Genomic DNA, 25,630 nt, shown 5'->3' with positions numbered 1-25,630 from the left:
GAACTATGTGTCGACGAACCAGGACAAGGTAAGCATCGAAAGTGAGGTCTATCTCCTGCAGAGCGTGATGCCATTCATCGGACATCTCCAATTGCACCAAGTCCACGACGGCCCCCTGAAGCCCTATGTCGCGAAGCGGCTGGCCGACGGACGTGCCAGAAAGACCGTGAACCTTGCGTTGGGTGTGGTCCGCCGGATCCTCAATCTGGCGGCCAACTCCTGGCGTGACGACAACACCGGCCTGACCTGGCTGGAACGTGCACCCACGTTGGAGATGCAGGAGTTGGCCGGATACCAGCGCGAGCCGAAGCCCCTGTCATGGGGCCAGCAGCGGACGCTGATGCCGCTTTTGCCCGATCACCTGGCGCGGATGACGTTGTTCTCCTTGAACACCGGCGTGCGCGACGACGTGGTCTGCAGCCTTCAGTGGTCCTGGGAGATCGAGGTGCCCGAACTTGGTATCTCGGTTTTCGAAGTTCCCCGGGAACACGTCAAGGGCAGGAGACGGCCAAGGGTGGTGGTGTGCAACAGCGTGGCGCAGTCGATCATCGAATCGCAGCGCGGCAAGCATGACGACTTCGTCTTCGTGTGGCGCCGAGAACGCGTGAAGAACTTCGAAGACGCCCCGGTGATGTCCTACCAGCCGATCCAGACCATGAACAACACGGCGTGGCAGAACGCTCGGAAGAAGGCCGGCATGCCCGACCTGCATGTGCATGACCTCCGTCACACGGCGGGCATGCGGCTGCGGGAGGCGAGCGTGCCGGAGCCCACGATCCGCGACGTCCTGTGGCACGTCAGCTCATCGATCACGCACCACTACACGGTGGCGCAGATCGTCGAACTGCATGGCGCACTGGAGAAGATCAAGGAGGACAGCGGGCGCTGGAACAAGAGTCTGGCGACGCTGAGGCAGGAGCATGAAGCCCGTCGGAAGGAACAGCGGGGAGCGAAAGTCCCCCAAAAGTCCCCCACGGGCGAGAAGCACAAAGAAAAACGGGCTAGCTCTTTTGGAGCTAACCCGTTGATCTAGAACGTAATTGTTCTGGTGCGGCTGGCAGGAATCGAACCCACGACCCCTTGGTTCGTAGCCAAGTACTCTATCCAGCTGAGCTACAGCCGCGAAGCCTCGGACTATATCAGAAGTTTTCTGGGCATTCGAAATCTGCGTGCTGCGGTGGCGATGCCGGTGCGGCCCATCGCCCCCATCGCGCCTCAGTCAATGGCGGCCGCCGCGCGGTCGCAGGTGGCCGCGCGTTCGACGTCGCCCTCCTCGCGCGCCAGGTCGGCCAGGCGGCGCCAGGCCTGGCGGCGGGCGCGTGCGTCAAGCGCGGTGTCTTGCGCCGCCAGTTCGAGCGGGCGACGCGCCTTGCCCCACAGCTGACACGCCATCAGCACGGCACCGGCGGCCGCCTGCACGGGGCCGTCGACCGGGTGCGCGCGTTGGGCCGCTTCCACCCGCGGCAGCCATTCGGCGCCGATGCCCGAGGCGGCGTCGGCCAGCGCCAGAGCCAGCTGCGCGCGCCCTTCGGCGCCCACCTCCGCCAGGCGCTCCCACAGCGGCAGCAGCCACTGCCGGGCGTCGGAGTTGGCGCCCATGGCGGTGGCACGGCGCGACGCGCGCGACGCCACGAAGGGGTCGAGCCGGTCGGCGGGGTCGAGCTGTTGCCAGGCGCGGCGCAACTGGTCGATGTCGTGCGCGGTGTCCAGCACCTCAAAGGCCAGCGAGCGCAGCAGGCCCTGCGCCGCGACCGTGGAGAAGGCCTGGTGCTTGGCCAGCAGGCGCGCGGTGTGCAGGGCGTCCGACGGGCGGCGCGACATGCGCGCGACCTGCAGCTTCAGCCGCAGGGCCTGGGTGCGCCGGGCCGCGCCGGGGGGCAGCTCGGACAGCAGCGATTCGGCGCGCGCCTCGTCTCGGTCGTCCAGGGCCCACTCGGCCGCCAGCAGGCGCGCGCCCTCGTCCACCGGCGACAAGGGCCGGTGGGGCGAGGCGAGCAGTTCCTCGATCAGCTCGTCGCGGCGGACACGGTCTTGCAGGCGGTGCAGGCTGCCGGCGGCCAGCAGGCGGGCCAGGGTCTGGAATTCGTGCTCGGTGGCGATGCCGGCCGCGTCGCCACGGATGGCCAGCGCGCGCGTCGCGGCCTTGTGCGCCCGCGTGTAGCGGCCGCTGAAGGATTCGGTCATGGCCTCGCGCAGGGCGGCGTGGGCGGCGCGTTCGTGGCGCAGGGCGCGCCATTCGCGGGCGCGCTCGGGCAGGTGCAGCAGCGCGTTGACGGCCTGCACGGTGGACACCGCCGCCAGGCCGATGCCGATGGCGGCCAGCACGAAGAAGTTCAGCGACAGGTCGAGCCGCCAGCCGGCCCAGTAGAAGGTGACCAGCCCGTCGTTGTCGCCCAGCGTGAGGGCGGCCACCACCGCCGCCACGAACAGCAGGATCAACCAGACGACGCTGCGCATCGCGAACCGGCCCCCGGCCTAACGCCCGGCCTGCGCGGCAGCGATGGCGGCCAGCGTCTCGTCGGGCCGCGGCACGGTGACCTGCCGCGCCTGCTGGGCCACCTGGCGGACCAGCTCGGCCGAGGTGACGACGCGGCGCGAGCTGCGGTCGAAGTAGCGGTCGATCGAGGCCTGCGCGTCACGCAGGTCGGACTGCACCGTGTCGAACTGGCGCGACAGCAGGGCCAGCCGCGCATTGAGCAGCCGCAGCTTGAGGTTCTCGCGCAGGAACCAGGCCTGCTCGGGCGCGACGAGCATGGCCTCGGGCTGGTCGATGCGGGTGACGCGCACCAGCGACCTCACCTCGTGGGCCACGCGGCCACTGAAGACGGCCCAGCCGTTCTGCACCGCCGTCCACCAGACGTTGCCGCCCGCAGCCGCGACGCCGGACGCCGGCGCAGAGGCGCTGCGGGCCACGCTGGCCGTCGACATGGCCTTGCGCTCGGGCTGGGACAGCAGCGGCAGTTCGTCGACCAGCCGCACGGCCTCGTCGAGCTTGATGGTCAGCGTGGCGATGTCGGTGACGGCCACGGCCTTGACGCGGTCGATGTCGCGCGACAGGGCCCGCCGCACGCGTTCCATGCGCGGCTGGTTGATGCGCGACAGCCGCTCTTCGGCCTGGCGCAGCGCGGACGACAGCGGCTCGGCGCTGCCGGTGATGGCGGACTGCTGCACCGCCACGCGGATGGCGGCCTCGACATCGGCCAGCACGTTCTCGTCGCGCGAGCGCGACAACTGCTGGATCAGCTCTTCGAGCTGCGAGCGCTGCAGCGCGGTCTCGGCCACGCGGCCTTCGAGCAGGCCGACCTTGGTTTCGGCGGAGATGGCCGCGTCCTGCGCCTGCCGGGCCAGGGCGCGCGCCTCGACGGCCTGGCCCTGGCTGTCTTGCTGGCGCCGCACCAGTTCTTGCTCTAGCGCCTTGATGCGCTGCTGCCCGTGCAGGGCCAGTGTGAGGCTGGCCACCGCCAAGGCCCCCACCAGCCCGGCACCCACCAGCCACACGCGGGCCGACAGACTGCTGGGCGGTTGCGGCGCCGCGGGGGCCGGCGCTGCCGGCTCGTCGGCCGCCACCGGGGGCGCCGCAGAGGGCAAGGAGGGGGTGTCGCTCACGATCGCGCGGATTGTATCGACCGGGTCAGGTGCGCCGCGACGGCCTCGGGCGACGGCGTCACGGCCTCCACCCGGCCGATGCCGATGTCGCGCGCTGCCTGCGCGATGCGCGGGTGCGTGGCCAGCGCCCAGGCGGCCGACCAGTCGGCCTGCGGCGCCAATGGCGGCAGGTGGTGCACCGCCTCGCTGCTGCTGAACAGCCACACGTGCTCGGCCGGCCGGGCCTGGGCCTGCACCAGCAGGGCCTGCCCGGCGGCATCGGGCCGCGGTGCGACGCGTCGGTAGGCTTCGACGAACTGCACCGTGGCGCCCTGGCCACGCAATGTGTCGGCCAGCCAGTCGCGGCCGCCTTCGCCGCGCACGATCAGCGCGCAGGCACCTTGCCAGCCGCCGCGCTGGCGCAGCAGCTGCCACAGGGCCTCCGAATCGAAGCGTTCGCTGTCCGGCCCGGGGCAGACGATGGCCGCCGCAGGCACGCCGGCCGAGGCCAGCGCAACGGCCGTGCCGGGCCCGGTGCCACCGGCCAGCACGCCCGGTGGCCAGGTGCGGCCGGCGGGGGCCAGCGCAAAGAAGCGCTCGACCGCGCTCGGGCTGACGAACATGGCCAGCCGAAGCGCCGACAGGCCGTCCCACGCCGCCGGCACCGCCTGCGGGTCCGCCGGGCCCTCGATGCCGAGCAAGGGAAATGCGGCGGCGTCCACGCCCAGCGCCTGCAGGCGGGCGACCCACTCGTCGGCCTGCGGCTGCGGCCGCGTCACCAGCACGCGCATCGCGGCGGCCCGGGCCGTCAGGCGCTGCCGTCCAGGTAGGCAGCAGCGCCCTGGAAGCGCAGGCTGGCGGCGGCCTGCTCACCCAGCGCGGTCGCCTCGGCGGCATCGGCGGGCGTGCCCTGCACGCGGGTGCGCAGCAGCGGCTTGGCGGTCTGCTCGGGGTGGCCCAGCGCGGCATCCAGCACCAGCGCGCCGTCCTGCCACACCGCGTGCGCAGCCAGGGGCATGCTGCAGCTGCCGCCCAGCGCGCGCGACACGGCCCGCTCGGCATGCGCCGACAGCCAGGTGGGCGTGTGGGTGAGCTGGGCCAGCTGCGCGCGCAGTTCGGTGGCCGAGGTGCGCACCTCGATGCCCAGGGCGCCCTGGCCGGCGGCAGGGATCATGCGCGCGGTGTCGAAGGTGGCGCGGATGCGCGAGGCCAGGCCCAGGCGCTTCAGCCCGGCGGCGGCCAGCACGATGGCGTCGTAGCCGCCTTCGTCCAGCTTGCGCAGGCGGGTGTCGAGGTTGCCGCGCAGCGGCTCGATGCGCAGGTCGGGCCTCATGTTGATCAGCTGCACCACGCGCCGCAGGCTGGACGTGCCGACCACCGCGCCCTGCGGCAGCGCGTCGACCGACTCGTACCGGTTGGAGACAAAGGCGTCGCGCGGGTCCTCGCGCTCGAGCACGGTGGCCAGCACGAAGCCCTCGGGCAGGTCCATCGGCACGTCCTTCAGGGAATGCACCGCGAGGTGGGCGCGGCCCTCTTCGAGCGCGACCTCGAGTTCCTTGACGAACAGTCCCTTGCCGCCGACCTTGGACAGGCTGCGGTCGAGGATCTGGTCGCCGCGGGTGGTCATGCCGAGCAGGCCGACGTTCAGGCCGAAGCGTGTGCCGAGCAGGTCGCGGACATGCTCTGCCTGCCACAGCGCGAGGCGGCTTTCGCGGGTGGCGATGAGGGTGGTGTGCGTCATGGTGGCCCGATTATCGCTAGGCGTCCCGGGCCGTGTGCATCGCGCACCGAGCCGGTGCCTGCGCCCGGCTGCTAACATCGCGCCGGCCTCCCGATTGGTAACCAGGTTACATCATGACGACCCGAAAAGCCTCCACCCCTCGTCGTGCCGCGGTCACCGCCAAGCCGGCGGTCCACCGGCTGGACAGCGGCGACGCCGCGGCCAAGAACAAGCCGCTGGTCGAGGATATCCGGTTACTTGGTCGCATCCTCGGCGACGTGATCCGCGAGCAAGAGGGCAAGGAGGCCTTCGAGCTGATCGAACGGGTGCGCCGGCTGTCGGTGGCCTATCGGCTGAAGAAGGACGCCTCTGCCGGGCGCGTGCTCGACCGGCTGTTGAAGAACCTCTCGGCCGAGCAGACGGTGAGCGTGATCCGGGCCTTCAGCTACTTCTCGCACCTGGCCAACATCGCCGAAGACCGCCACCACGTGCGCCGCCGCCTGCACCACGAGCGCATGGGCCACCAGCACGAGGGCTCGCTGGCCGTGACCTTCGAGCGCCTGCACAAGGCCGACCTGCGCGCGGCCGACGTGGCGCACGCGCTGCAGCAGGCCTACATCGCGCCGGTGCTCACCGCCCACCCCACCGAGGTGCAGCGCAAGAGCATCCTGGACGCCGAGCGCGCCATCGCCGGGCTGGTGGGCCAGCGCGACGAGCTGCACACCGAGCGCGAGCTGCGCGACAACGAGGGCCTGGTGCGCGCCCGCGTCACCCAGCTGTGGCAGACGCGCATGCTGCGCTACACCAAGCTCACGGTGGCCGACGAGATCGAGAACGCGCTCAGCTACTACCCGACGACCTTCCTGCGGCAGATCCCCAAGCTGTACCAGGAGCTGGAGGAGGCCCTGCATGGCCACGCCGTGCCCAGCTTTTTGCGCATGGGCCACTGGATCGGCGGCGACCGCGACGGCAACCCCAACGTCACCGCCGACACCCTGCGCATGGCCATGTCGCGCCAGGCCGAGGTGGCGCTGCGCTTCTACCTGACCGAGCTGCACGAGCTGGGCGCCGAGCTGTCGATCTCGCAGATGCTGGCCGGCGTCACCCCTGCGCTGGCGGCGCTGGCCGAGCGCTCGCCCGACCGCAACGCCCACCGCGAGGACGAGCCCTACCGCCGCGCGCTGATCGGCATGTACGCCCGCGGCGCCGCCACGCTGCACGCGCTGACCGGCACCGAGGCGCTGCGCCACGCGGTGGCGCCGCAAGACCCGTACACCGACGCCGCCGAACTGCTGGCCGACCTGAAGGTGATCGAGGAATCGCTGCGCGCCCACCACGCCGAGGCGCTGATCGGCCCGCGCCTGAAGCCGCTGCAGCGCGCGGTGCAGGTGTTCGGCTTCCACCTCGCCACGCTCGACCTGCGGCAAAGCAGCGACAAGCACGAGGCGGTGGTGGCCGAACTGCTGCGCAACGCGCGCATCGAGGCCGACTACCCGTCGCTGGACGAGCCCGCCCGCCGTGCGCTGCTGCTGCGCCTGCTGGACGACGCCCGGCCGCTGCGCGTGCGCGGGGCCAGCTATTCCGACCTGGCCCAGGGCGAGCTGGCCATCTTCGAGACCGCGCTGCAGATGCTGCAGCGCTACGGCCGCGAGGCGCTGCGCCACTGCATCATCAGCCACACCGAGACGGTGAGCGACCTGCTGGAGGTGCTGCTGCTGCAGAAGGAATGCGGCCTGCTCACCGGCACGCTGGACACCGACGCGACGCACGCGCTGATCGTGGTGCCGCTGTTCGAGACCATCGAGGACCTGCGGCAGGCCTCCACCATCATGCGCGAGTACTACGCGCTGCCCGGCATCGCCGACATGGTGGTGCGCAGCCGCACCGGCGCCTTCGGCGAACAGGACATCATGCTCGGCTACAGCGACAGCAACAAGGACGGCGGCTTCTTCACCAGCAACTGGGAGCTGTACCAGGCCGAGCTGGCGCTGGTGTCGCTGTTCGAGGCGCTGGAGGCCAGCCACGGCATCCGGCTGCGGCTGTTCCACGGCCGCGGCGGCACCGTGGGCCGCGGTGGCGGCCCCAGCTACGAGGCCATCCTGGCGCAGCCCCCGGGCACGGTGCGCGGCCAGATCCGCCTCACCGAGCAGGGCGAGGTGATCGGCTCCAAGTACGCCCACCCCGAGATCGGCCGGCGCAACCTGGAAACCCTGGTGGCCGCCACGCTGGAGGCCACGCTGCTGCACCCCACCAAGGCGGCGCCGCGGGCCTTCCTCGAGGCCGCCGCCGAGATCAGCGCGGCCAGCATCCGCGCCTACCGCGCGCTGGTCTACGAGACGCCCGGCTTCACCGACTATTTCTTTGCCACCACGCCGATCCGCGAGATCGCCGAGCTGAACATCGGCTCGCGCCCGGCGTCACGCAAGGCCACCCGCGCCATCGAAGACCTGCGCGCCATCCCCTGGGGCTTCTCGTGGGGCCAATGCCGCGTGGCACTGCCGGGCTGGTGCGGCTTCGGCACGGCGATCGAACAGTACCTGAGCCAGGGCGACGACCGCGCCAGGCGGCTCGAGCTGCTGCAGAAGATGCACCGGCAGTGGCCGTTCTTCCGCACCCTGCTGTCGAACCTGGACATGGTGCTGGCCAAGAGCGATCTGCGCATCGCCGCGCGCTACGTGGAGCTGGTGGAGGACAAGCGCCTGGGCCAGCGCATCTTCAAGGCCATCCGCGCCGAATGGGAGCGCGCGCACGCCGCGCTGGAGGCCATCACCGGCGAGTCCGAGCGCCTGGCCAGCAACCCGGCGCTGGCGCGGTCGATCGAGCACCGCTTTCCTTACCTCGACCCGTTGAACCACCTTCAGGTCGAGCTGATGCGGCGTTATCGCCTGCGCAAGGACAACGACCCCACGGTGGAGCGCATGCAGCGCGGCATCCACCTGTCGATCAACGGCATCGCAGCGGGCTTGCGCAACACGGGCTGAGCCCGGACACCGGACAGCACCTGCGTGCTGGCCGGTGCCTGGCGAAGCGGTCGCGCATGCAAAGCGCGACCGTGGATGAGCCCGGACACCACCGTCTCGGCTCACCGCCCCGCCGCCCGCCGCTGCCGCAGCGTGGCCACCTCGCCCTGCGCTTCGAGCTGCCGCAGCCAGGCGCGCGTCGCATCGACCGCGCCGCACGTGTAGGGCTGGTCCAGCGGGATCGGCGAGGCGCCGGACTGCAGCGCGGCCTTCTCGGTGCGCAGTGGCTGCAGGCGCGGCTCGGGCCACTTCAGCCGTTCGGCCAGCGTGATGCCGACCGACCAGGGCAGCAGCTCGCGGCTGTGCTCGACCAGCACGGTGGCCACGTCGTGGCAGGACTGCCGCCGGTTGGCGTTGGCCAGTGCCGCGCCGTCGCACAGCCGCAGCAGCGGCCCGAAGGCCGGCGAGCCCGCGGCCGGGTCCAGGCCGATCAGGGCCACCGCCAGGTCGACCCGGGTGTGCACGGGCACGTCGGCCGGCACCGCCGCGTCGGCCCGCGCGGCCAGGCGGCCGAAGCCGAAGTCCGCCGTGCGCGCGCGCGCCATGCCGTGCAGGGGCTCGTCGGCGGCCAGCGGCTCCTGCTGCAGCAACAGCAGCCAGGCCGCCAGGTTGGCCGGCTCGGCCCGCGTCCAGTGCCGGGCCGACAGGCCCAGGCACGGTGAACGCGCCGGCTCGGCCGCACAGGCCACCGCGGCCCACTGCAGCACCAGCGGGTCGCCACCGGCCAGCGCCAGGCGCGACAGGCGCTGCAGCGCGGCGGCGCCCACAGGGGCCGGTGGCGCGGACGCCGTGGGGCGGCGCCCCTCCATCAGCCAGGCAGCGGCCTGCGAGCGCGCGTCGGCGCGCGCGGCCAGCGCCTGCACGACGCGGGGCCAGGCGGCGGCCAGGGCGTCGTCGCCCAGGGCCGGTGGCATGCCGCCGGCCGGCGAGGGGTCGACCGAGGCCACCGGCGCCGACAGGCCCACCCCCCGGTGGCGGCCAAGGCCGCACAGGTCGAACTCGCCCGGCCGCGGCGGCGGCAGGCCCGCCGCCTGGGGTGCGCTGGGCGGCACCAGCGCCACCGGCCACCCCCCGGGCGTCGCCGACCCGGCAGCCACCGGCGGTGACGGCGGCAGACCGGCCGCCCTGGGCGCACCACCACCCCGCGGCGCGGCAGCCGCACCGGGGGACACCCCTGCGAACGGCCCTGGGGCCACGTCGGGGGCTGACGCCGGCAGCGGGGCCGTGCCGGGGCCGGTCACTTGCCCGGCCAGGTCTCGACCGAGCAGATCGTGGCGCATCCACAGGCCGACCAGCGCCACCGCCACGGCCGCGACCGCCGCCGCGAGCGCGCCGCGCCCGCGGGCCTGCGCCGCCCCGCGAGGGCTCAACCCGCCGCCCCGGCCAGCACCTCGCGCACGGCCGGCAGCTGCCGGCGCGACACGGCCAGCCAGTCGCCGTTGGACACCTGCACCTGCCAGCCTTCGTCGGCCTCGTCGCCGCCTCGGCGCTCGAGCGCGCGCACCGCCGACAGCGCCACCACCGCATTGCGGTGCACTCGCAGGAACCCGTCGCCCAGGCGCTGCTCGAGGTCGGCCAGCGCGTCGTCGAGCAGCCAGGTGCCGCGCAGGCTGCACAGCGTCACGTACTTCAGCTCGGCCTTCAGGTACAGCACTTCGGCGGCGGGCACGCGCAGCACGCGGCCGCGGTCGCTGACCACCAGCACCGGGCCCTCGGGCGCGGCCAGCGGCTCGCGCGCTCGCCGCTGGGCCACGCGCAGCAGCGCGGCCTGCAGGCGCTCGCGGCGCACCGGCTTGGTCAGGTAGTCGGCGGCGTCCACCTCGAAGGCGCGCAGCGCATGCTCGCCATGCGCGGTGACGAATACCACCAGCGGGCCGTTCGGCCGGCGGCGCAGTTCGTCGGCCAGGCGCAGGCCGTTGCCGCCCGGCATGACGATGTCGAGCAGCACCACGTCGCAGGGCGTCTCGGCCAGGCACTGCAGCGCCGTCTCGGCGTCGCCGGCCTCGCCCACCACGCGCGCCGATGGCTCGGGACAGGCCTCGACCAGGCCGCGCAGGCGCAGGCGCGCCAGCGGCTCGTCGTCGACGATCAGCACGTCCAGCGGGGCGGGCCGGTCGGTGCCCCGGGGTTCGGCGCCGTGGGTGTCGGCGTTCACAGCGGCACCACGATGCGGGCCTTGAAGCGCCCGTCCTCGATGCCGGTGTGCAGCGACGCGGCCACGTCGTGCAGCAGGCGCAGGCGCTCGGCCACGTTGGCCAGCGCGATGCCGCTGCCCTGCCGGCCGGGTTCATCGGGCAGGGTGTTGGTGACCAGCACCTCGGCCATGCCGCGCACTTTGCGTGTTCGCACCTGGATGCGCCCGCCGCGCAGCGCCGGCTCCACGCCATGGCGCACCGCGTTCTCCACCAGCGGCTGCAGCACCAGCGGCGGCAGCGGTGCGGCGGAGGCCTCGGGGTCGAGGTCCCATTCCAGTTGCAGGCGATCGCCGAAGCGCAGCTTCTCGATGGCCAGGTAACGCTGCGCGAGGTCGATCTCGTCGTCCAGCGTCACCGCCGCGCCGGTTTCGGCCAGCGCCACGCGGAACAGCTGCGACAGGTCTTCCAGCACCACCTCGGCCTTGCGCGGGTCGACCTGCACCAGCGCCAGCGCGGTGTTCAACGCGTTGAACAGGAAGTGCGGCCGGATGCGCGACTGCAGTTCGGCCAGCCGCGCGCTGGCCTCCACCGGCTGGGCCGCCGCGGCGCGCAGGCCCAGCCAGTGCCACACCAGGGCGGCCAGGGCCGCACCGCACACGGCGCTGCCCGCCGCCGACGGCCAGCGCGGGGGCACCAGGCCGAGTCCGGCCACCATGGCCCAGCCCACCAGCGCCGATGCGCCGCCCAGGCCGGCCAGCGCCAGTTCGCGCGGGCCGCGGCCCAGGCGGGCCAGCACCGGGCGCAGCGCGCACACGGTGGGCAGCCACAGCAGCGCGCCGCCCAGGCCGGCAAAGGCCAGCACCACGGCGCGCGTGGCGGCGTCCAGCCAGCCCTGCGCCAACGGCAGCGCGGCCAGGGCCAGCGCCACCTGCACGAAGATCAGCACGCGCAGCCCCAGCGCCGGCCGGCACAGGTCGAACTGCGTGGCCAGGCGCCAGCGCTCGCGCGACTTCTGCTCGTACAGCGGGTCGAAGCGGGTGGCCTCGAAGTGCGAGCTGTGGCCGCCACCGCGCAGGCGGGCGGTGTCGGGCCAGACACCGGACGCACGGCTGCCCGGGCCGTCGGCGTCTGCGGCGGCGGCCTCGGCGGCGGGGGGGCGGTCGGTCGGGGCCATGGTGGCGGCCGGATAATACGGGCTTCGCCCGCGGCCTTCGCCGCTGCCCGTGGGCGGCCCCGGCCGCCCTCCTCCCTCGACGAGCCCCCACCGCATGTCCGGCAACCAATTCGACAAGAAATCCCAGGCCTGGTCGGCCCTGTTCTCCGAGCCGATGAGCGAGCTGGTCAAGCGCTACACGGCCAGCGTCGGCTTCGACCAACGCCTGTGGCGCGCCGACATCGACGGCAGCCTGGCGCACGCGGCCATGTTGTCGGCGCAGGGCATCATCGGCCCGCAGGACCTGGCCGACATCCGGCGCGGCATGGCGCAGATCCGCGCCGAGATCGAGGCCGGCAGCTTCGAGTGGAAGCTCGAGCTGGAAGACGTGCACCTGAACATCGAGGCCCGGCTGACGCAGCTCGTCGGCGACGCCGGCAAGCGACTGCACACCGGCCGCTCGCGCAACGACCAGGTGGCCACCGACGTGCGGTTGTGGCTGCGCGGCGAGATCGACGCGCTGGCCGCGCTGCTGGTGGACATGCAGCGTGCGCTGGTGGAGGTGGCCGCCAAGCACACCGACACCGTGATGCCCGGCTTCACCCACCTGCAGGTGGCGCAGCCGGTGAGCTTTGCGCACCACCTGCTGGCCTACGTGGAGATGTTCGCCCGCGACGCCGAGCGCCTGGCCGACGTGCGCAAGCGGACGAATCGCCTGCCGCTGGGCGCCGCCGCGCTGGCCGGCACCAGCTACCCGCTGGACCGCGAGGCGGTGGCGCGCGAGCTGGGCTTCGACGGCGTCTGCGAGAACAGCCTTGATGCGGTGAGCGACCGCGACTTCGCGATGGAGTTCCTGGCCTTTGCCAGCATCACCATGGTGCACGTGTCGCGCATGGCCGAGGAACTGGTGCTGTGGATGAGCCAGAACTTCGGCTTCATCGACCTGGCCGACCGCTACTGCACCGGCTCGTCGATCATGCCGCAGAAGCGCAACCCCGACGTGGCGGAGCTGGCGCGCGGCAAGAGCGGCCGCGTCATCGGCCACCTGATGGGGCTGATCACGCTGATGAAGGGCCAGCCGCTGGCCTACAACAAGGACAACCAGGAAGACAAGGAGCCGCTGTTCGACACGGTGGACACCCTGGCCGCCACGCTGCGCATCATGGCCGAGATGGTGGCCGGCATCGTCGTCAAGCCGCAGGCCATGGAAGCCGCGGCGCGGCGCGGCTATGCCACCGCCACCGACCTGGCCGACTACCTGGTCAAGCAGGGCCTGCCCTTCCGCGACGCGCACGAGGTGGTGGCCCATGCGGTGAAGCTGGGCCTGCAGCGGGGCGTGGACCTGGCCGACCTGCCGCTGGCCGAACTGAAGGCGCTGCACCCGAAGATCGGCGACGACGCGCCCGGCGTGCTCACGCTGCGCGGCTCGCTGGAAGCGCGCAACGTGCGCGGCGGCACCGCGCCGGCGCAGGCGCTGGCGCAGATCGCCCGGCACCGGGCGCGGCTGGGCGCCGGCTGAACCGGCCCGCGGCGATTGCCGTGGCGATCGCCGCGGGAATCCCAGCGGAAAGCGCCCTCCCGGCGGCCGATTCGGCCGTTTATCGCCCGTAATTTCGCCCTTTGCCCCAGTGGCCGCCATGAAACGATGGCGCTGTCACATGGGGGAAAAAGGTGCTCTCGTTCCGCGCTCGTTCGCTGCTGCCCGGCTGGATCGGATGCGTGCCCCTTGGCGCGCACTCGTCCGTCGCCCTGGTGCAGCGCCGCCCGGGCGAACGGCCGGCGCTGCGCTGGCTGGCCGACACCGACTGGACGCGGCCTGAGCAGGCCCTGCGCCAGCTGCGCCGCCAGCACGCACTGCACCGCCACCGCCGTGTGGCGCTGCTGCAGCCCGCGCAGTACCAGTGCCTCACGCTCGACGCGCCGGCCGACCTGCCGCGAGAGGAGTGGCGCGCCGCGATGCGCTGGCAGCTGGAAGACAGCGTCGACTTCGCCGTCGACAGTGCCGCGGTCGACCTGCTGGCGGTGCCCGAGGGGCTGAGCTACCGCGAGCAGCCGCAGGTCATCGTCGTCGCCGCCGCGGCCGAGCAGGTGCGGCCGCTGATGGAGCAGGCCCACGACGCCGGCATGCCCTGGCATGCCATCGACATCGGCGAGACCGCGCTGCGCAACCTCAGCGTGCTGGCCGAGCGCGAAGGCCAGGCGCAGGCCCTGCTGCACTGCCAGCCGGGCCATGCCACGCTGGTGATCACCTGCCGCGGCGAACTGCTGTCGATCCGCCGCATGGACCTGGCGCTGGAACAGCTCGACCACGAGGACGAACAGCAACGCCTGGCCGCCTTCGACCATGCCGTGCTCGAACTGCAGCGCACGCTGGACGGCTTCGAGCGCGCCTACGGCCAGGCCTCGCTGGCGCGCCTGCTGGTGGGCCCGATGCCGGGCCAGCAGCGCTTCCTGGACCACGTGACGCCGCTGCTGTACGTGCCGGTGGAGCGGCTCGACCTGGCCAGCCTGGTCGACCTCGACGCCCTGCCCGGCCTGGCCGACGACGCGACGCGGCTGAACCACCACCTGTACGCCATCGGCGCCGCGCTGCGCGACGACTGAACGCCACCGACCCGCCATGGCCCAGCAGATCAACCTCGCCGACCCGCGCCTGCTGCCGCAGCGCATCGCCTTCGGCAGCACGCACGCGCTGCTGGGCGCGCTGGTGGTGCTGGGGCTGGGGCTCGGTGCCTCGGCCGGCCTGCACGTGCTGGCCGGCCGCACCGCCGACGAGACCCGCGCGCTGCAACAGGCCGCCACCGCGCTGCAGGCGGCCGCGGCCGCATCGCAGGCCACCGGCACCGCGGCGATGGCCGCCGAGATCGACCAGCTGCGCCAGCTCGAGGCCGGGCAGCGTCGCATCCGTGCCGCGCTGGACGCCGGCGTGGCCGGCGAGCGCGAGGGGCCGGCCAGCTACTTCGTCGCGCTGGCGCGGCAGGCCCAGGGCTCGGTCTGGATCACCGGCTTCACCGTGGCCGACAACGGCCAGGACCTCGAGCTCGAAGGCCGCATGACCGACGCGCACGTGCTCACCGACTACCTGCGCCGGCTCGACGCCGAGCCGCGCTTCAAGGGCCGGCCGTTCGCACAGCTCAGCCTCAACGGCCACGACGCGAAGGCCGGCGCGGCCCTGCCCTACACCGAGTTCGCGCTGCGCTCGCGCCCGCCGGCAGGCAAGGGGCCGTGATGGACCTCGCCGTCCTCGGAACACTGGCCAAGACCTGGCTGCGCCGCTTCGACCAGCGACCGCAGCGCGAGCGCGTGCTGATGGCCGCGGCCGCGGCCGCCTTCGTGTTCATGTGCGTCGATGCCCTGTGGTTCGGCGCCGCGTTCAAGACCTGGCAGGTGGCCCGCCAGCAGCAGCAGGTGGCCCGCACGGCGCTGTCGCGCCTGGAGGTGGAGGCCGGCCGACGCCACGCCGACCACGGCACGCTGCTGCGCCAGCAACAGGCCGAGCTGGCGCTGTGGCGCCAGCGCGTGCGCGAGGGCGAGGACAGCCTGCGCAGCTTCGAGGCCTCGCTCGTCGGACCCGACCAGATGCTGGCCTTGCTGGAACAGATGCTGGCGCGCCACGGCCAGGTGCGCCTGCGGTCGATGCAATCGCTGGGCCGCAGCGACCTGCTGCCCGCAGAGGCCGCGCCGCAGCCCGCTGCGGCGGCCGCCTCGGGCGCTGCGGGCCGACCGCCGGCCACCACGGCACCGGCGGGCGCGGGCCTGTACCGCCATGGCGTCGAGCTCACGCTGGAAGGCGGCTTTGCCGACCTGCTGTCCTACCTGCAGGCGCTGGAGGCCATGCCCGAGCGGCTGCTGTGGGGCCAGGTGTCGTTCAAGGTGGAACAGTACCCGCGCGCCACGCTGACGCTGCGGGTGCACACCATCAGCCGCGAGCGGCACTGGCTGGAAATCTGACCATGCCCGCCCCCCTGCGCCTGCTGCCGATCGCCGCCCTGGGCCTGGCGATGGTGGCCTGGGCCGGCCCGCTGGCCGACCCCACGCGCCCGCCAACGATCGCCGTGCCGGCCAGCACCGCCGCGCCTGCCGGCCCTCGACCCGCCGCGGCCGCCGCGGCCGCAGCACGCGCGCCGGTGGCGCCCGTGGTGGCGCCGGTGCTGCAGTCCTTGCAGGTGAGTGCGCGGGGGCCGTCCAGCGCCATGGTCGACGGCCAGGTGGTGCAGGTGGGCGACCGCATCGGCGAGCGCCTGGTGCTGGCCATCGACCACGACGGCCTGCTGCTGCGCGCCGCCACCGGCCAGGGCACCGAGCGCCTGACGCTGCTGCCCGGCGGCACCAAGCAGGCCGCGGGCTCGATCTCGATCAACCGCGTGGCCGGCTACGCGCCCGCCGCTTCGGCCGCGGCCGAAGCCGCCCAAGCCGCCCCATCCGCCGACGCCGCCAGCGCGCCGACCCGTGACCGCCCGGCCGACGACACCGCCAGGTCGCCCCAGCCCAGCCCCCTGTCCCTGGCCGGGAGAAGCAAACCATGACCCGCACCCCCCACGCACTCGCCGCCGCCGCCCTGTGCGCAGCCCTCGGCGCCACCGGCCTGGCCCAGGCCGGCGACGAACTCGACTTCCGGCGCGTGCGCGTGCCCGATGGCCTGTCGCAACCCCAGGTGCACCGCACCCTGCTGGGCTGGGCCTCGGCCCGCCCGGCCGTCGCGGCGCCCGTCGCAGCGCCCGTTGCGGCGCCCGTCGCAGCGGTTCCGGCCGCCCGTGCCGCCGAGCCGGTGGCGATGGCCCTGCCGCGCGCGTCGGCGCCTGCCGTGCCGGTGGCCGCCCCCGTCGAGGCGCCGACGCCGGCGCCGGCGGCCGCCCCGGCACCCCGCGCTGCATTGGTGCCCATCGCCACAGCAGCGGCTGCGCCGACTGCGGCGCCGGTTGCAGCACCGGTTGCAGCACCGGTTGCTGCGCTGGTGGCAGCGCCTGTCGCAGCGCCTGTCGCAACGTCCGTCGCGGCGCCGTCCACCACGCCGGCCACCGTGCCCGACACCACCCTGGCCCTGGCGCAGACCGGCACCCGCGCCGCCGCGCCGGCGGCCCCCGAGCCGCGCTTCGACCTGTCGATCAACAACGCGCCGGCCGCGCAGGTGTTCCTGCAACTGGCCAGCGGCACGCCGTACAACATGCTGGTGGCCCCCGAGGTGAGCGGCTCGCTGTCGGTGACGCTGAAGAACACCACCGTGCCCGAGGCCATGGACACGCTGCGCGAGCTGTTCGGCTACGAATACCGCATCACCGGCAACCGCATCTTCGTCTACCCGAACAGCGTGCAGACGCGGCTGTACCGCATCAACTACCTGCCCGGCCGGCGCCAGGGCGCCAGCGACATCCGCGTCACCAGCAGCGCCATCACGCTGAACGGCAGCGGCAACGGTGGCCAGAACGGCAACAACAACGGCAACAACAACAGCAACAACAACGGCCAGAACCAGAACAGCTCGCGCGCCGACGACAGCTCGCACGTGCGCACCACCTCCGACGCCGACTTCTGGCGCGAGGTGCAGGCCTCGCTGGGCGCGCTGGTGGGCACCGCCGGCGGCCGCAACGTCGTGCTCAACCCGGCCGCGGGCGTGGTGGTGGTGAAGGCCACGCCGGCCGAACTGCGCCAGGTGGAGTCGTATCTGAAGGCCGTGCAGCTGTCGATCGAGCGCCAGGTGATGCTGGAGGCCAAGATCGTCGAGGTGCAGCTGAGCCACAACGCACAGACCGGCATCAACTGGGCGGGCTTCGGCAAGATCCTGTCCGACCGCGCGTCGGTGTCCATCGGCGCCGCGGCGCCGGGCACGGTGCTGCAGACCAGCGGCAACCTGAGCAGCGGCGACGGCAACACCGTGGCGCCGGGTGTGAACCTGGCCGCCGGCGCGCTGGGCCGCGGCTTCTACGGGCTGGCCTTCCAGTCGGCCAACTTCGCCGCGCTGCTGAACTTCCTGCAGACGCAGGGCGACGTGCAGGTGCTGTCGAGCCCGCGCATCGCCACGCTGAACAACCAGAAGGCGGTGCTGAAGGTCGGCAGCGACGAGCTGTACGTCACCGGCATCACCACCAGCACCACGACCAACGGCACCAACTCGGTGTCGTCGCCGTCGGTGACGCTGCAGCCCTTCTTCTCGGGCATCGCGCTCGACGTGACGCCGCAGATCGACGAGGCCGGAAACGTGATGCTGCACATCCACCCGTCGATCAGCACGGTGAGCGAGAAGCAGAAGAACATCGACCTCGGCTCGCTGGGCGCCTTCCGCCTGCCGCTGGCGGCCAGCACGGTGAACGAGACCGACAGCATCGTGCGCGTGAAGGACGGCCAGATCGTGGCCATCGGCGGCCTGATGAAGCAGGAATCGCACGACGAGCGCACCGGCGTGCCGGGGCTGCAGGAGGTTCCGGTGGTGGGCGGCCTGTTCCGCCAGACCGGCGTCGTCACCAGCAAGCGCGAGCTGGTGATCATGCTGCGCCCCACGGTGATCCACGACGACGGCCCCTGGCCCGACGCCACCATCGCCCCGCGCGCCGCGCTGCGCTGAGCCGGGGACGACCATGGCCCGCCCCGAACGCATCCGCATCGGCGACCTGCTGATCCAGGAATCGCTGATCACCGCCACGCAGCTCGACGAGGCCCTGGCCGAGCAGAAGAAGAGCGGCCGCAAGCTCGGCCGCGTCTTCATCGACCGGCAATGGGTGACCGAGGTGCAGATCGCCAAGGCGGTGGCACGCCAGCTGCGCGTGCCCTTCGTCGAACTGGCGCACCGCAACCTGCGCCCCGAGGTGGCCGCGCTGCTGCCCGAGATGTACGCCCGACGCTTGCGCGCGCTGCCGATCGAGGACGGCGCCGGCCCGCTGAAGGTGGCGATGGCCGACCCCACCGACCTGAACGCCTACGACGAGGTGGCTCGCCTCACCCGCCGCGAGATCGACCTGGTGGTGGTCGCCGAAAGCCAGTTGCTCGCCGCGCTGGACCGCGCCTACCGCAAGACCAGCGAGATCGCCGGCCTGGCCCGCGAACTGCAATCGGAGCTGACCAGCGTCGAGGGCGAGATCGGCGACCTGCTGGGCCTGAACGCCGCCACGGCGGAAGACGCCCCGGTGGTGCGACTGCTCAGCTCGGTGTTCGAGGAGGCGCTGCGCGCCCGCGCGTCGGACATCCACATCGAGCCGATGGAGCGGCAACTGCGCATCCGCTTCCGCATCGACGGCATGCTGCACGTGCAGACCGAGGCCGACCCCAAGATCGCCGGCGCGGTGGCGCTGCGGCTGAAGCTGATGTCGGGGCTGGACATCTCGGAGAAGCGCCTGCCGCAGGACGGGCGCTTTCACGTCAAGCTGAAGACCGGCGCGGTGGACGTGCGCATCTCGACCATGCCCACGCAGCACGGCGAATCGGTGGTGATGCGGCTGCTCAACCAGAACAGCGGCCTGCTCGGGCTGGACCGGCTGAATCTGCCGGCGCGCGTGGCCAAAGCGCTGCAGCGCGCCATCCACCGGCCCAGCGGCATGGTGCTGGTCACCGGCCCCACCGGCAGTGGCAAGACCACCACGCTGTACGCCGCGCTGGCCGCGCTGAACAGCACCGACCGAAAGATCATCACCGTCGAAGACCCGGTGGAGTACCGCCTGCCCGGCCTGAACCAGGTGCAGGTGATGGACAAGATCGAGCTGGGCTTCGAGCGCGTGCTGCGCGCCGCGCTGCGGCAGGACCCGGACGTGATCCTGGTCGGCGAGATGCGCGACCGCACCACCGCCGAGATCGGTATGCGCGCGGCGATGACCGGCCACCTGGTGCTGTCCACGCTGCACACCAACGATGCGCTGTCCACGCCGATCCGGCTGATGGACATGGGCGTGCCCGGCTACATGGTGGCGCTGTCGCTGCAGCTGGTGATCGCGCAGCGGCTGGTGCGCGTGATCTGCCCCAACTGCAGCGAGGACCACCCGCTCGAGCCGCACGAGCACGAGTGGCTGCGCCTGGAACTGGGCGACGCGGTCGACACGCAGGCCTTCCGCCACGGCCGCGGCTGCGGCAACTGCAACGACACCGGCTACTCGGGCCGCACCGGCATCTACGAGTTCATCGAGATGACGCAGGAACTGGTCGAGGCCATGAACCACGGCACGCCGCAGGCCTTTGCGCAGGCCGGGCGCCGGCAGATCGCCGGCCAGACGCTGCGCCACGACGCGGTGCGCCTGGCCCTGGAGGGCCGCACCACGGTCGAAGAGGCCATGCGCGTGAGCTCCCAACTCGACGAGTGAGCGACTGAGTCGACATGGCCAACGCGTCCGGCAGAACCTCGGACGCCGCTGCCGGCGGCGCGCAGCGCTTCGCCTACACCGGCCGCTCGGCCGCGGGCGCGGTGTCGGGCGAGGTCGACGGCCCGGACGCCGCCACCGTGGCCGTGCTGCTGCGCACCCGCGGCATCACCCCCTTGCAGATCGAGGCCCAGGCCGGCGCCGGCAGCGGGCCGGGGCTGGCCGCCCTGTCGCTGAAGCGCTGGCTGGAGCCGGGCGTGTCGGTGACCGACCTGCTGCTGTTCTCGCGCCAGCTGCACACCCTGCTGCGCGCCGGCGTGCCCATCCTGCGGGCGCTGGCCGGCCTGCAGGAATCGGCCACCGGCGAGCGCATGAAGCAGACGCTGGCGCAGGTGCGCCGCGGGCTGGAATCGGGCATCGAGCTGTCGATGTCGCTGGCCCAGCACGGCCGGGTGTTCGACGCCTTCTACGTGGCCATGGTGCGCGTGGGCGAGATGACCGGCCGCCTGGACGAGGTGTTCCTGCGGCTGTTCAAGCACCTGGAATTCGAGCTGTTCATGCGCCAGCAGGTGAAATCCGCCGTGCGCTACCCGGCCTTCGTGACGCTGGCCATGGTGGCGGCCATTGGCGTCATCAACATCATGGTGATCCCGGCCTTCGCCACCGTGTTCCAGAGCTTCCAGGCCGAGCTGCCGCTGGCCACGCGCATCCTGCTGGCCACCTCGCGCTTCACGCTGCAATGGGGCTGGCTGCTGGCGCTGGGGGCGGTGGCGGCGGCCTTTGCGCTGCGCGCCTGGCACGCCACGGCGGCCGGGCGAATGGTCTGGGACCGCTGGCAGCTGCGCCTGCCGCTGGCCGGCAAGATCGTGCAAAAGGCCACGCTGGCGCGCTTCTCGCGCGGCTTCGCGCTGGCGCTGAAGAGCAGCGTGCCCATCGAACAGGCGCTGGCCGTGGTGGCGCAGACGGTGGACAACCAGCACATCGCGCGCAAGGTGGAAGGCATCCGCGACGCGGTGCAGCGCGGCGACAGCATCCTGCGCGCCGCCGCCGCGTCGGGCGTGTTCACGCCCGTGGTGCTGCAGATGATCGCCGTCGGCGAGGAGACCGGCGCCGTCGAGGAACTGATGGAAGAGGTGGCCGACCTCTACAGCAACGAGGTGCAGTACGAGCTGAAGACGCTGTCGCAGCAGCTCGAGCCGATCCTCATCGTCTTCCTGGGTGCGCTGGTGCTGGTGCTGGCCCTGGGCGTGTTCCTGCCGATGTGGGACCTGGGCCGCGTGGCGCTCAAGCGATGAGCCGCGCTGCCGATATCCCGCCAACGACTTCTGTTGCCGCCATCCCCTTCGCCCCTTCCCCGACGCCATGCCGCGCCCCATCCACGCCCACCCGCCGTCTGGCCGCGCCCGCGGCCCGACGCCAGGGGCTGTCGCGCCTGGAGTTCGCGGTGTGCTGCGCGATCGTGGGCGTGCTGCTGTCGGTGCTGCTGCCGCGGCTGGCCGAATGGCAGGCCAGCACCCGTCAGGTGCGGCTGCAGGCGGCCATGGCCGCGGTGCAGGCCGCCATTCCCCAGTTCCAGGCCCGCTGCAGCCGCGAGGCCGGCCGGCCCTGCGACCTGTTGCGGATCGACGGCCAGCCGATCGCCGGCGCCCACGGCCATGCCGCGGCCTCGGCCGAGGGCATCGCCCGGCTGGCCGCACTGTCGCCCGACCTGGCGCTTCGGCCCGGCACGCGCAACGGCGTGCCCAGCCTCACCGTGGCCGTGCCGTCCCCGGCCGCCACGCCATGCGAGTTCACCTATGTGCAGGCGCCGCAGGCGGGAGCGGCCCCACGCATCGATCGCGATTCCGCCTCCTGCCCATGACCCCCTGAAAGGACCCACTCCATGAAACCCCGTCAACACGGTTTCACGATGATCGAGCTGATCGTCGTCATCGTCATCCTCGGCATCCTGGCTGCCACCGCGCTGCCCAAGTTCATCGACATCCGCAGCGAAGCCCAGCAGGCCAGCGTCGAAGGTGTGGCCGGCGCGGCCGCCTCGGCGATGAACATCAACTTCAGCGGCTGCCTGGTGAAGAACCACGTGGTCACCGCCGACAAGTGCGCCAAGGTCGATGCCTGCGACGACGTCGCCTCGCTGCTGCAGAGCGGTGTGCCGGCCACCTATGCCGTCGCCGCGTCGGGCACCGACGTCGGCACCACCAACGGTGCCACGGCCACCTGCACGGTGACGGCGGGCGGCAAGACCGCCACCTTCACCGGCATCTCGGCCGGCAACCCCTGACCTGAGCCACCCGCGGCGCGCCCCACGCGCCCCGATGGCCGTCGAGTCGATGACCCGGTCCCTGCGATCGTCCGCTGGACAGCGCCGGGCCCTTGGCCTGGTCCGGCTGGCGTGGCTGGCCATCGCCTGGCTGCTGCTGGCCGCCGGGCCTGCCGACGCGGCCACCTACACCTTCCGCACCGACAGCTACGCCTGGGAGACCGCCAGCACCGCGATCACGTGGGACAACACCTGCACCGACTACAAGAACGACGACGACAAGGCCACGATCAGCTTCACCGGCGGCTTCAAGTTCACGTTCGCCGGCACGGCCTATTCGTCGGTGCGGGTGCTGACCAACGGGGGCCTGCAGTTCGGCAGCGACACCGGCTTCTTCCGGGATTTCACCAACACCAACCTGCCTGCCGCCGCCACGGCCGCACGCAGCGGGTGCGCGGCCGGCGCCGCAGCGAACGTGATGATGGCCTACTGGGCCGACCTCGATCCCGGCCGCCTCGGGTCGGGACGGGTCTACTGGCAGCAGAAGGGCATCGCCCCCAACCGCTACGTGGTCGTCAGCTGGGAAGCGGTGTACCAGTACGACACGTCCACGCCCTACACCTTCCAGATCATCCTGTACGAGAACGGCGAGTTCAAGTACCAGTACGGCAACGCCAATGCGTCCGGCTCCAACGCCACGATCGGCGTGCAGGTGTCGGGCAGCGACTACACGCTCTACGCCTACAACAGCGGCTACAACGCCAACGGCTCGGCCATCCGCTGGTCGATCCCCACGGGTGACCCGGTGCGGGTGGCCGAGTACCGGTTCGACGAGTACAGCTGGGCCGGCACGACCGGCGAGGTGCGCGACAGTTCCGGCAACCGCCACGACGGCACCGCAGTCGGCAAGGCCGTGAACCACGCCGACGGCTACATCTGCCGCGCGCTCGATGCAGCGGCCGACACCTCGGCTGCCACGACGGCGGCCGTGGACACGGCACTGGACGTGGACGCCGCGCTCGGCAACGAGGGCAGCGTGTCGATGTGGTACCGGAGCAACCTCGCGTGGAAATCGATGCCCGATGCGCAGCTGTTCGACGCCACCACCACCTCGGGGCGGTCGTTCCACCTGGTGCTGCGTTCCGGCGGCTCGCTGCGTTTCGCAGCCTCCGACGAGAAGGGCAGCACGCTCGTGGCCGATGCGTCGGACGCGACCATCGGTGCTGGCACCTGGGTGCACCTGACGGCCACCTGGCGCTTCAAGTCCGGCAGCAACCAGAGCGTGCTGCGGCTGTACCGCAACGGCGTGCTGCTGGGCACCAAGACCGGCACCACCACCGGCAGCCTCGACCCCAGCCTGGGCACGCTGTTCCTGGGCGACAACCGCAGCGGCATCACCAGCAACAACGCCACCGTCAACTCGGCCAACGGCCGGCTGGACGAGGTGCGCATCTACAACTACGAGATCAGCGCCGCCGAGATCGCGCTCGACATGGCGCAGAAGCACGAGTGCGCGCCGCCGCTGCACCACCTCGAGATCCGCCACGCCACCGGCACCGGCCTCACCTGCACGCCCAGCACCCTGACGCTGGCCGCCTGCCAGGACGCCGCCTGCTCCAGCCTGTACACCGGCGGCGTCACCGGCACGCTGGCGGCGGTGGGCGCCGGCATGAGCGTCAACTGGCCCGATGGCGCGGCCTTCAGCATCCCGGCCGGCAGCGGCACGGTGGACTGGCGCCTGCACCAGACCACCGCCGGCAGCACGCTGCTGTCGATCGGCAGCCCGTCGCCCGCCGCCACCAGCGCGGCCACCTGCAACTTCGGCAGCCCGTCGTGCACCTTCACGGCCAGCGACGCCGGCTTCGTGTTCAACGTGCCCGACCATGTGGCGGATGCGGTGCAGACGGTCAGCGTGTCGGCGGTGAAGAAGGCCGATGGCAGCCTGGCCTGCACGCCGGCCTTCGCCAGCGTCGGCAAGGCCGTCACCTTCACCTGCAGCACGGCCGACCCGGCCACCGGCACGCTGCCGGTGCGGGTGGCCGGCAGGGCACTGAACGCGGGCAACTCGGCGGCCTCGGCCTGCGATGCCAGCGGCCAGGCGGTGACCCTGGCCTTCGACGCCAGCGGCACGGCCAGCACCACGGTGCAGTACGCCGACGTGGGGCGCATGGCGCTCGCCGCGCGCTACACAGGCAGCGGCACCGACGCCGGCCTGTCGATGAGCGGCAGCGACGGCTTCGTCGCCGCGCCGGCCTCGTTCGCCTTCAGCGCCATCACCGCGGCGCCGATCCGCGCCGGGCTGCCGTTCAGCGCCACCGTCACCGCGCTCAACCAGTCGGGCGCGGCCACCCCCAACTTCGGTCGCGAGACCGCCGCCGAAGGCGTGACGCTGTCGTTCACCCGCCGCTCACCCACCGGCGCGGGCGCCAGCGACGGCGTGTTCAGTGGTTCGCTCGGCGCCTTCAGCGCCGGCAGCGCCACCGCCGCCACGCTGCGCTGGACCGAGGTCGGCACCGGCGACCTCGGCGCCACGCTGGCCAGCGGCAGCTACCTCGGCAGCGGCATCACGGCCAGTGGCAGCACCGGCGCGGCCGGTGCGGTGGGCCGCTTCGTGCCGCACCACTTCGACGTGGCCGTCACGCCGGCCTGCAGCGCCAGCTTCAGCTTTGCCGGCCAGCCCTTCGCCGTCACCGTCACCGCGCGCCACGGCGCCACCCCCGCCGGCACCACGCTCAACTACGATGGCAGCGCTGCCACCACGCCGTCGCAAGCCAAGGCGGTGACGCTGTCCGAGGCCACCGCGCTGGGCCTGGGCAGCCTGTCCGGTGCGTCGGTGCCCGCCAGCGCCTTCGTGGCCGGCGTGGCCGCTGCACAGCCGAGCTATGCCTTCACGGCCAAGCAGACGGCGCCGCAGACGCTGGCGCTGCGCGCCACCGATGCCGACGGCGTGGTCTCCACCGGCTTCGCCGAGGGCCAGACGCCGCTGCGCAGCGGCCGGCTGCGGCTGTCCAATGCCTTCGGCGGCGCCACGCAGCCGCTGAAGGTGCCGGTGCTGTCGGAGTACTGGACCGGCCAGGCCTGGCTGCTCAACAGCGCCGATTCGTGCAGCAGCCTGGCCGCCGCCAGCGTGGCCGTGTCGAATCCGCGCAACCACCAGGGCAGCAGCGTGGCCGTGACGACCAGCCCGTCGGCCGTGGCCATCGCCGCCGGCCAGGGGCTGCTGACGCTGGGCGCCCCGTCGCCGGCCACCAGCGGCGTCACCTTCGACCTGGCGTTGAACCTGGGCGGCACCGCCGCCGACCAGTCGTGCCTGGCCCTGCACCCGGCCACCACCGGCGCGGCCAAGCCCTGGCTGCGCTCGGCCGCCGGCGCCTGCGCCAGCGCCGCCGACCGCGACCCGGCGGCACGCGCCACCTTCGGCATCTACAGCCCCGAAACCCGCAAGACCGTCCATGCGCGCGAGATCTTCTGATCGCCC

20 protein-coding genes and 1 tRNA gene are annotated in these 25,630 nt (G+C 72.6%); 13 read left to right on the top strand and 8 right to left on the bottom strand.

Features of this window, described 5'->3' with window-relative positions:
- The first annotated feature begins 67 nt into the window (after positions 1-67).
- The gene (locus EOINJALH_RS33030; RefSeq protein WP_310732341.1) at positions 68-1,033 is read left to right on the top strand and encodes a tyrosine-type recombinase/integrase; all 966 of its coding nucleotides are present in this window, start codon (positions 68-70) and stop codon (positions 1,031-1,033) included.
- 13 nt (positions 1,034-1,046) lie between these two features.
- On the opposite strand, the gene EOINJALH_RS25825 is transcribed toward EOINJALH_RS33030, so the two are convergent.
- From EOINJALH_RS25825 to hemC, 5 genes are all read right to left on the bottom strand, one after another.
- A tRNA-Arg gene (locus EOINJALH_RS25825) sits at positions 1,047-1,123 on the bottom strand.
- 92 nt (positions 1,124-1,215) lie between these two features.
- Complete coding sequence (locus EOINJALH_RS25820; protein ID WP_088285597.1) at positions 1,216-2,457, bottom strand: heme biosynthesis HemY N-terminal domain-containing protein; 1,242 nt, start codon at positions 2,455-2,457, stop codon at positions 1,216-1,218.
- Between the two features lie 18 nt (positions 2,458-2,475).
- Complete coding sequence (locus EOINJALH_RS25815) at positions 2,476-3,606, bottom strand: uroporphyrinogen-III C-methyltransferase (protein WP_234414041.1); 1,131 nt, start codon at positions 3,604-3,606, stop codon at positions 2,476-2,478.
- On the bottom strand, positions 3,603-4,376 hold the full coding sequence (locus tag EOINJALH_RS25810) for a uroporphyrinogen-III synthase (protein ID WP_088285595.1): 774 nt from the start codon (positions 4,374-4,376) through the stop codon (positions 3,603-3,605). The genes EOINJALH_RS25815 and EOINJALH_RS25810 overlap by 4 nt, the downstream gene beginning before the upstream one ends.
- 17 nt (positions 4,377-4,393) lie before the next feature.
- Positions 4,394-5,326, bottom strand: a complete 933-nt coding sequence (gene hemC / locus EOINJALH_RS25805) for a hydroxymethylbilane synthase (protein WP_088285593.1) — start codon at positions 5,324-5,326, stop codon at positions 4,394-4,396.
- 113 nt (positions 5,327-5,439) lie between these two features.
- Here hemC and ppc point away from each other — a divergent pair, with 113 nt between their 5' ends.
- Positions 5,440-8,286, top strand: coding sequence for a phosphoenolpyruvate carboxylase (gene ppc, locus EOINJALH_RS25800; protein WP_088285591.1), 2,847 nt, complete (start codon positions 5,440-5,442; stop codon positions 8,284-8,286).
- 101 nt (positions 8,287-8,387) lie between these two features.
- Here ppc and EOINJALH_RS25795 read toward each other — a convergent pair whose 3' ends face one another.
- From EOINJALH_RS25795 to EOINJALH_RS25785, 3 genes are read right to left on the bottom strand one after another with little or no spacing between them, the layout of a single operon-like run.
- Positions 8,388-9,695, bottom strand: coding sequence for a hypothetical protein (locus EOINJALH_RS25795; RefSeq protein WP_144290171.1), 1,308 nt, complete (start codon positions 9,693-9,695; stop codon positions 8,388-8,390).
- Complete coding sequence (locus EOINJALH_RS25790) at positions 9,692-10,480, bottom strand: LytTR family DNA-binding domain-containing protein (protein WP_088285587.1); 789 nt, start codon at positions 10,478-10,480, stop codon at positions 9,692-9,694. Before EOINJALH_RS25790 ends, EOINJALH_RS25795 begins: the two co-directional genes overlap by 4 nt.
- Positions 10,477-11,634 carry a histidine kinase gene (locus tag EOINJALH_RS25785; RefSeq protein WP_088285586.1) on the bottom strand — a complete coding sequence of 386 codons (1,158 nt, stop codon included), beginning with the start codon at positions 11,632-11,634 and terminating at the stop codon, positions 10,477-10,479. The genes EOINJALH_RS25790 and EOINJALH_RS25785 overlap by 4 nt, the downstream gene beginning before the upstream one ends.
- A gap of 94 nt (positions 11,635-11,728) precedes the next feature.
- Here EOINJALH_RS25785 and argH point away from each other — a divergent pair, with 94 nt between their 5' ends.
- The 11 genes from argH (at position 11,729) to EOINJALH_RS25730 (ending at position 25,624) form a co-directional block, all read left to right on the top strand.
- Positions 11,729-13,132, top strand: a complete 1,404-nt coding sequence (gene argH, locus EOINJALH_RS25780; protein WP_088285584.1) for an argininosuccinate lyase — start codon at positions 11,729-11,731, stop codon at positions 13,130-13,132.
- 200 nt (positions 13,133-13,332) lie between these two features.
- Positions 13,333-14,217 carry a hypothetical protein gene (locus tag EOINJALH_RS25775; RefSeq protein WP_144290170.1) on the top strand — a complete coding sequence of 295 codons (885 nt, stop codon included), beginning with the start codon at positions 13,333-13,335 and terminating at the stop codon, positions 14,215-14,217.
- A gap of 16 nt (positions 14,218-14,233) precedes the next feature.
- A complete protein-coding gene (locus tag EOINJALH_RS25770; RefSeq protein ID WP_088285580.1) occupies positions 14,234-14,842 on the top strand; it encodes a PilN domain-containing protein in 609 nt (202 codons plus the stop codon).
- Entirely contained in the window at positions 14,842-15,564 is a 723-nt protein-coding gene (locus EOINJALH_RS25765) for a hypothetical protein (RefSeq protein ID WP_088285578.1), read from the top strand. The genes EOINJALH_RS25770 and EOINJALH_RS25765 overlap by 1 nt, the downstream gene beginning before the upstream one ends.
- A gap of 2 nt (positions 15,565-15,566) precedes the next feature.
- Positions 15,567-16,139, top strand: coding sequence for a hypothetical protein (locus EOINJALH_RS25760; protein WP_088285576.1), 573 nt, complete (start codon positions 15,567-15,569; stop codon positions 16,137-16,139).
- A complete protein-coding gene (gene mshL / locus EOINJALH_RS25755; protein WP_234414040.1) occupies positions 16,136-18,172 on the top strand; it encodes a pilus (MSHA type) biogenesis protein MshL in 2,037 nt (678 codons plus the stop codon). Before EOINJALH_RS25760 ends, mshL begins: the two co-directional genes overlap by 4 nt.
- Before the next feature lie 13 nt (positions 18,173-18,185).
- Entirely contained in the window at positions 18,186-19,895 is a 1,710-nt protein-coding gene (locus EOINJALH_RS25750) for a GspE/PulE family protein (RefSeq protein ID WP_088285574.1), read from the top strand.
- A gap of 14 nt (positions 19,896-19,909) precedes the next feature.
- Positions 19,910-21,187, top strand: a complete 1,278-nt coding sequence (locus EOINJALH_RS25745; RefSeq protein WP_088285572.1) for a type II secretion system F family protein — start codon at positions 19,910-19,912, stop codon at positions 21,185-21,187.
- A gap of 149 nt (positions 21,188-21,336) precedes the next feature.
- The gene (locus EOINJALH_RS25740) at positions 21,337-21,753 is read left to right on the top strand and encodes a hypothetical protein (RefSeq protein ID WP_088285570.1); all 417 of its coding nucleotides are present in this window, start codon (positions 21,337-21,339) and stop codon (positions 21,751-21,753) included.
- A 21-nt stretch (positions 21,754-21,774) separates the two neighbouring features.
- A complete protein-coding gene (locus EOINJALH_RS33385) occupies positions 21,775-22,173 on the top strand; it encodes a prepilin-type N-terminal cleavage/methylation domain-containing protein (RefSeq protein WP_088285568.1) in 399 nt (132 codons plus the stop codon).
- 49 nt (positions 22,174-22,222) lie between these two features.
- Positions 22,223-25,624: a DUF6701 domain-containing protein gene (locus EOINJALH_RS25730; RefSeq protein WP_088285627.1), complete on the top strand. Its 3,402-nt coding sequence runs from the start codon at positions 22,223-22,225 to the stop codon at positions 25,622-25,624.
- Positions 25,625-25,630: the final 6 nt, after the last annotated feature.

The sequence above is a fragment of the Ideonella sp. A 288 genome (assembly GCF_002198735.1).
GTDB lineage: Bacteria > Pseudomonadota > Gammaproteobacteria > Burkholderiales > Burkholderiaceae_C > Pseudaquabacterium.
The sequence above is the reverse complement of the archived record's forward strand: the minus strand, read 5'-3'. Positions and strand labels throughout refer to the sequence as shown.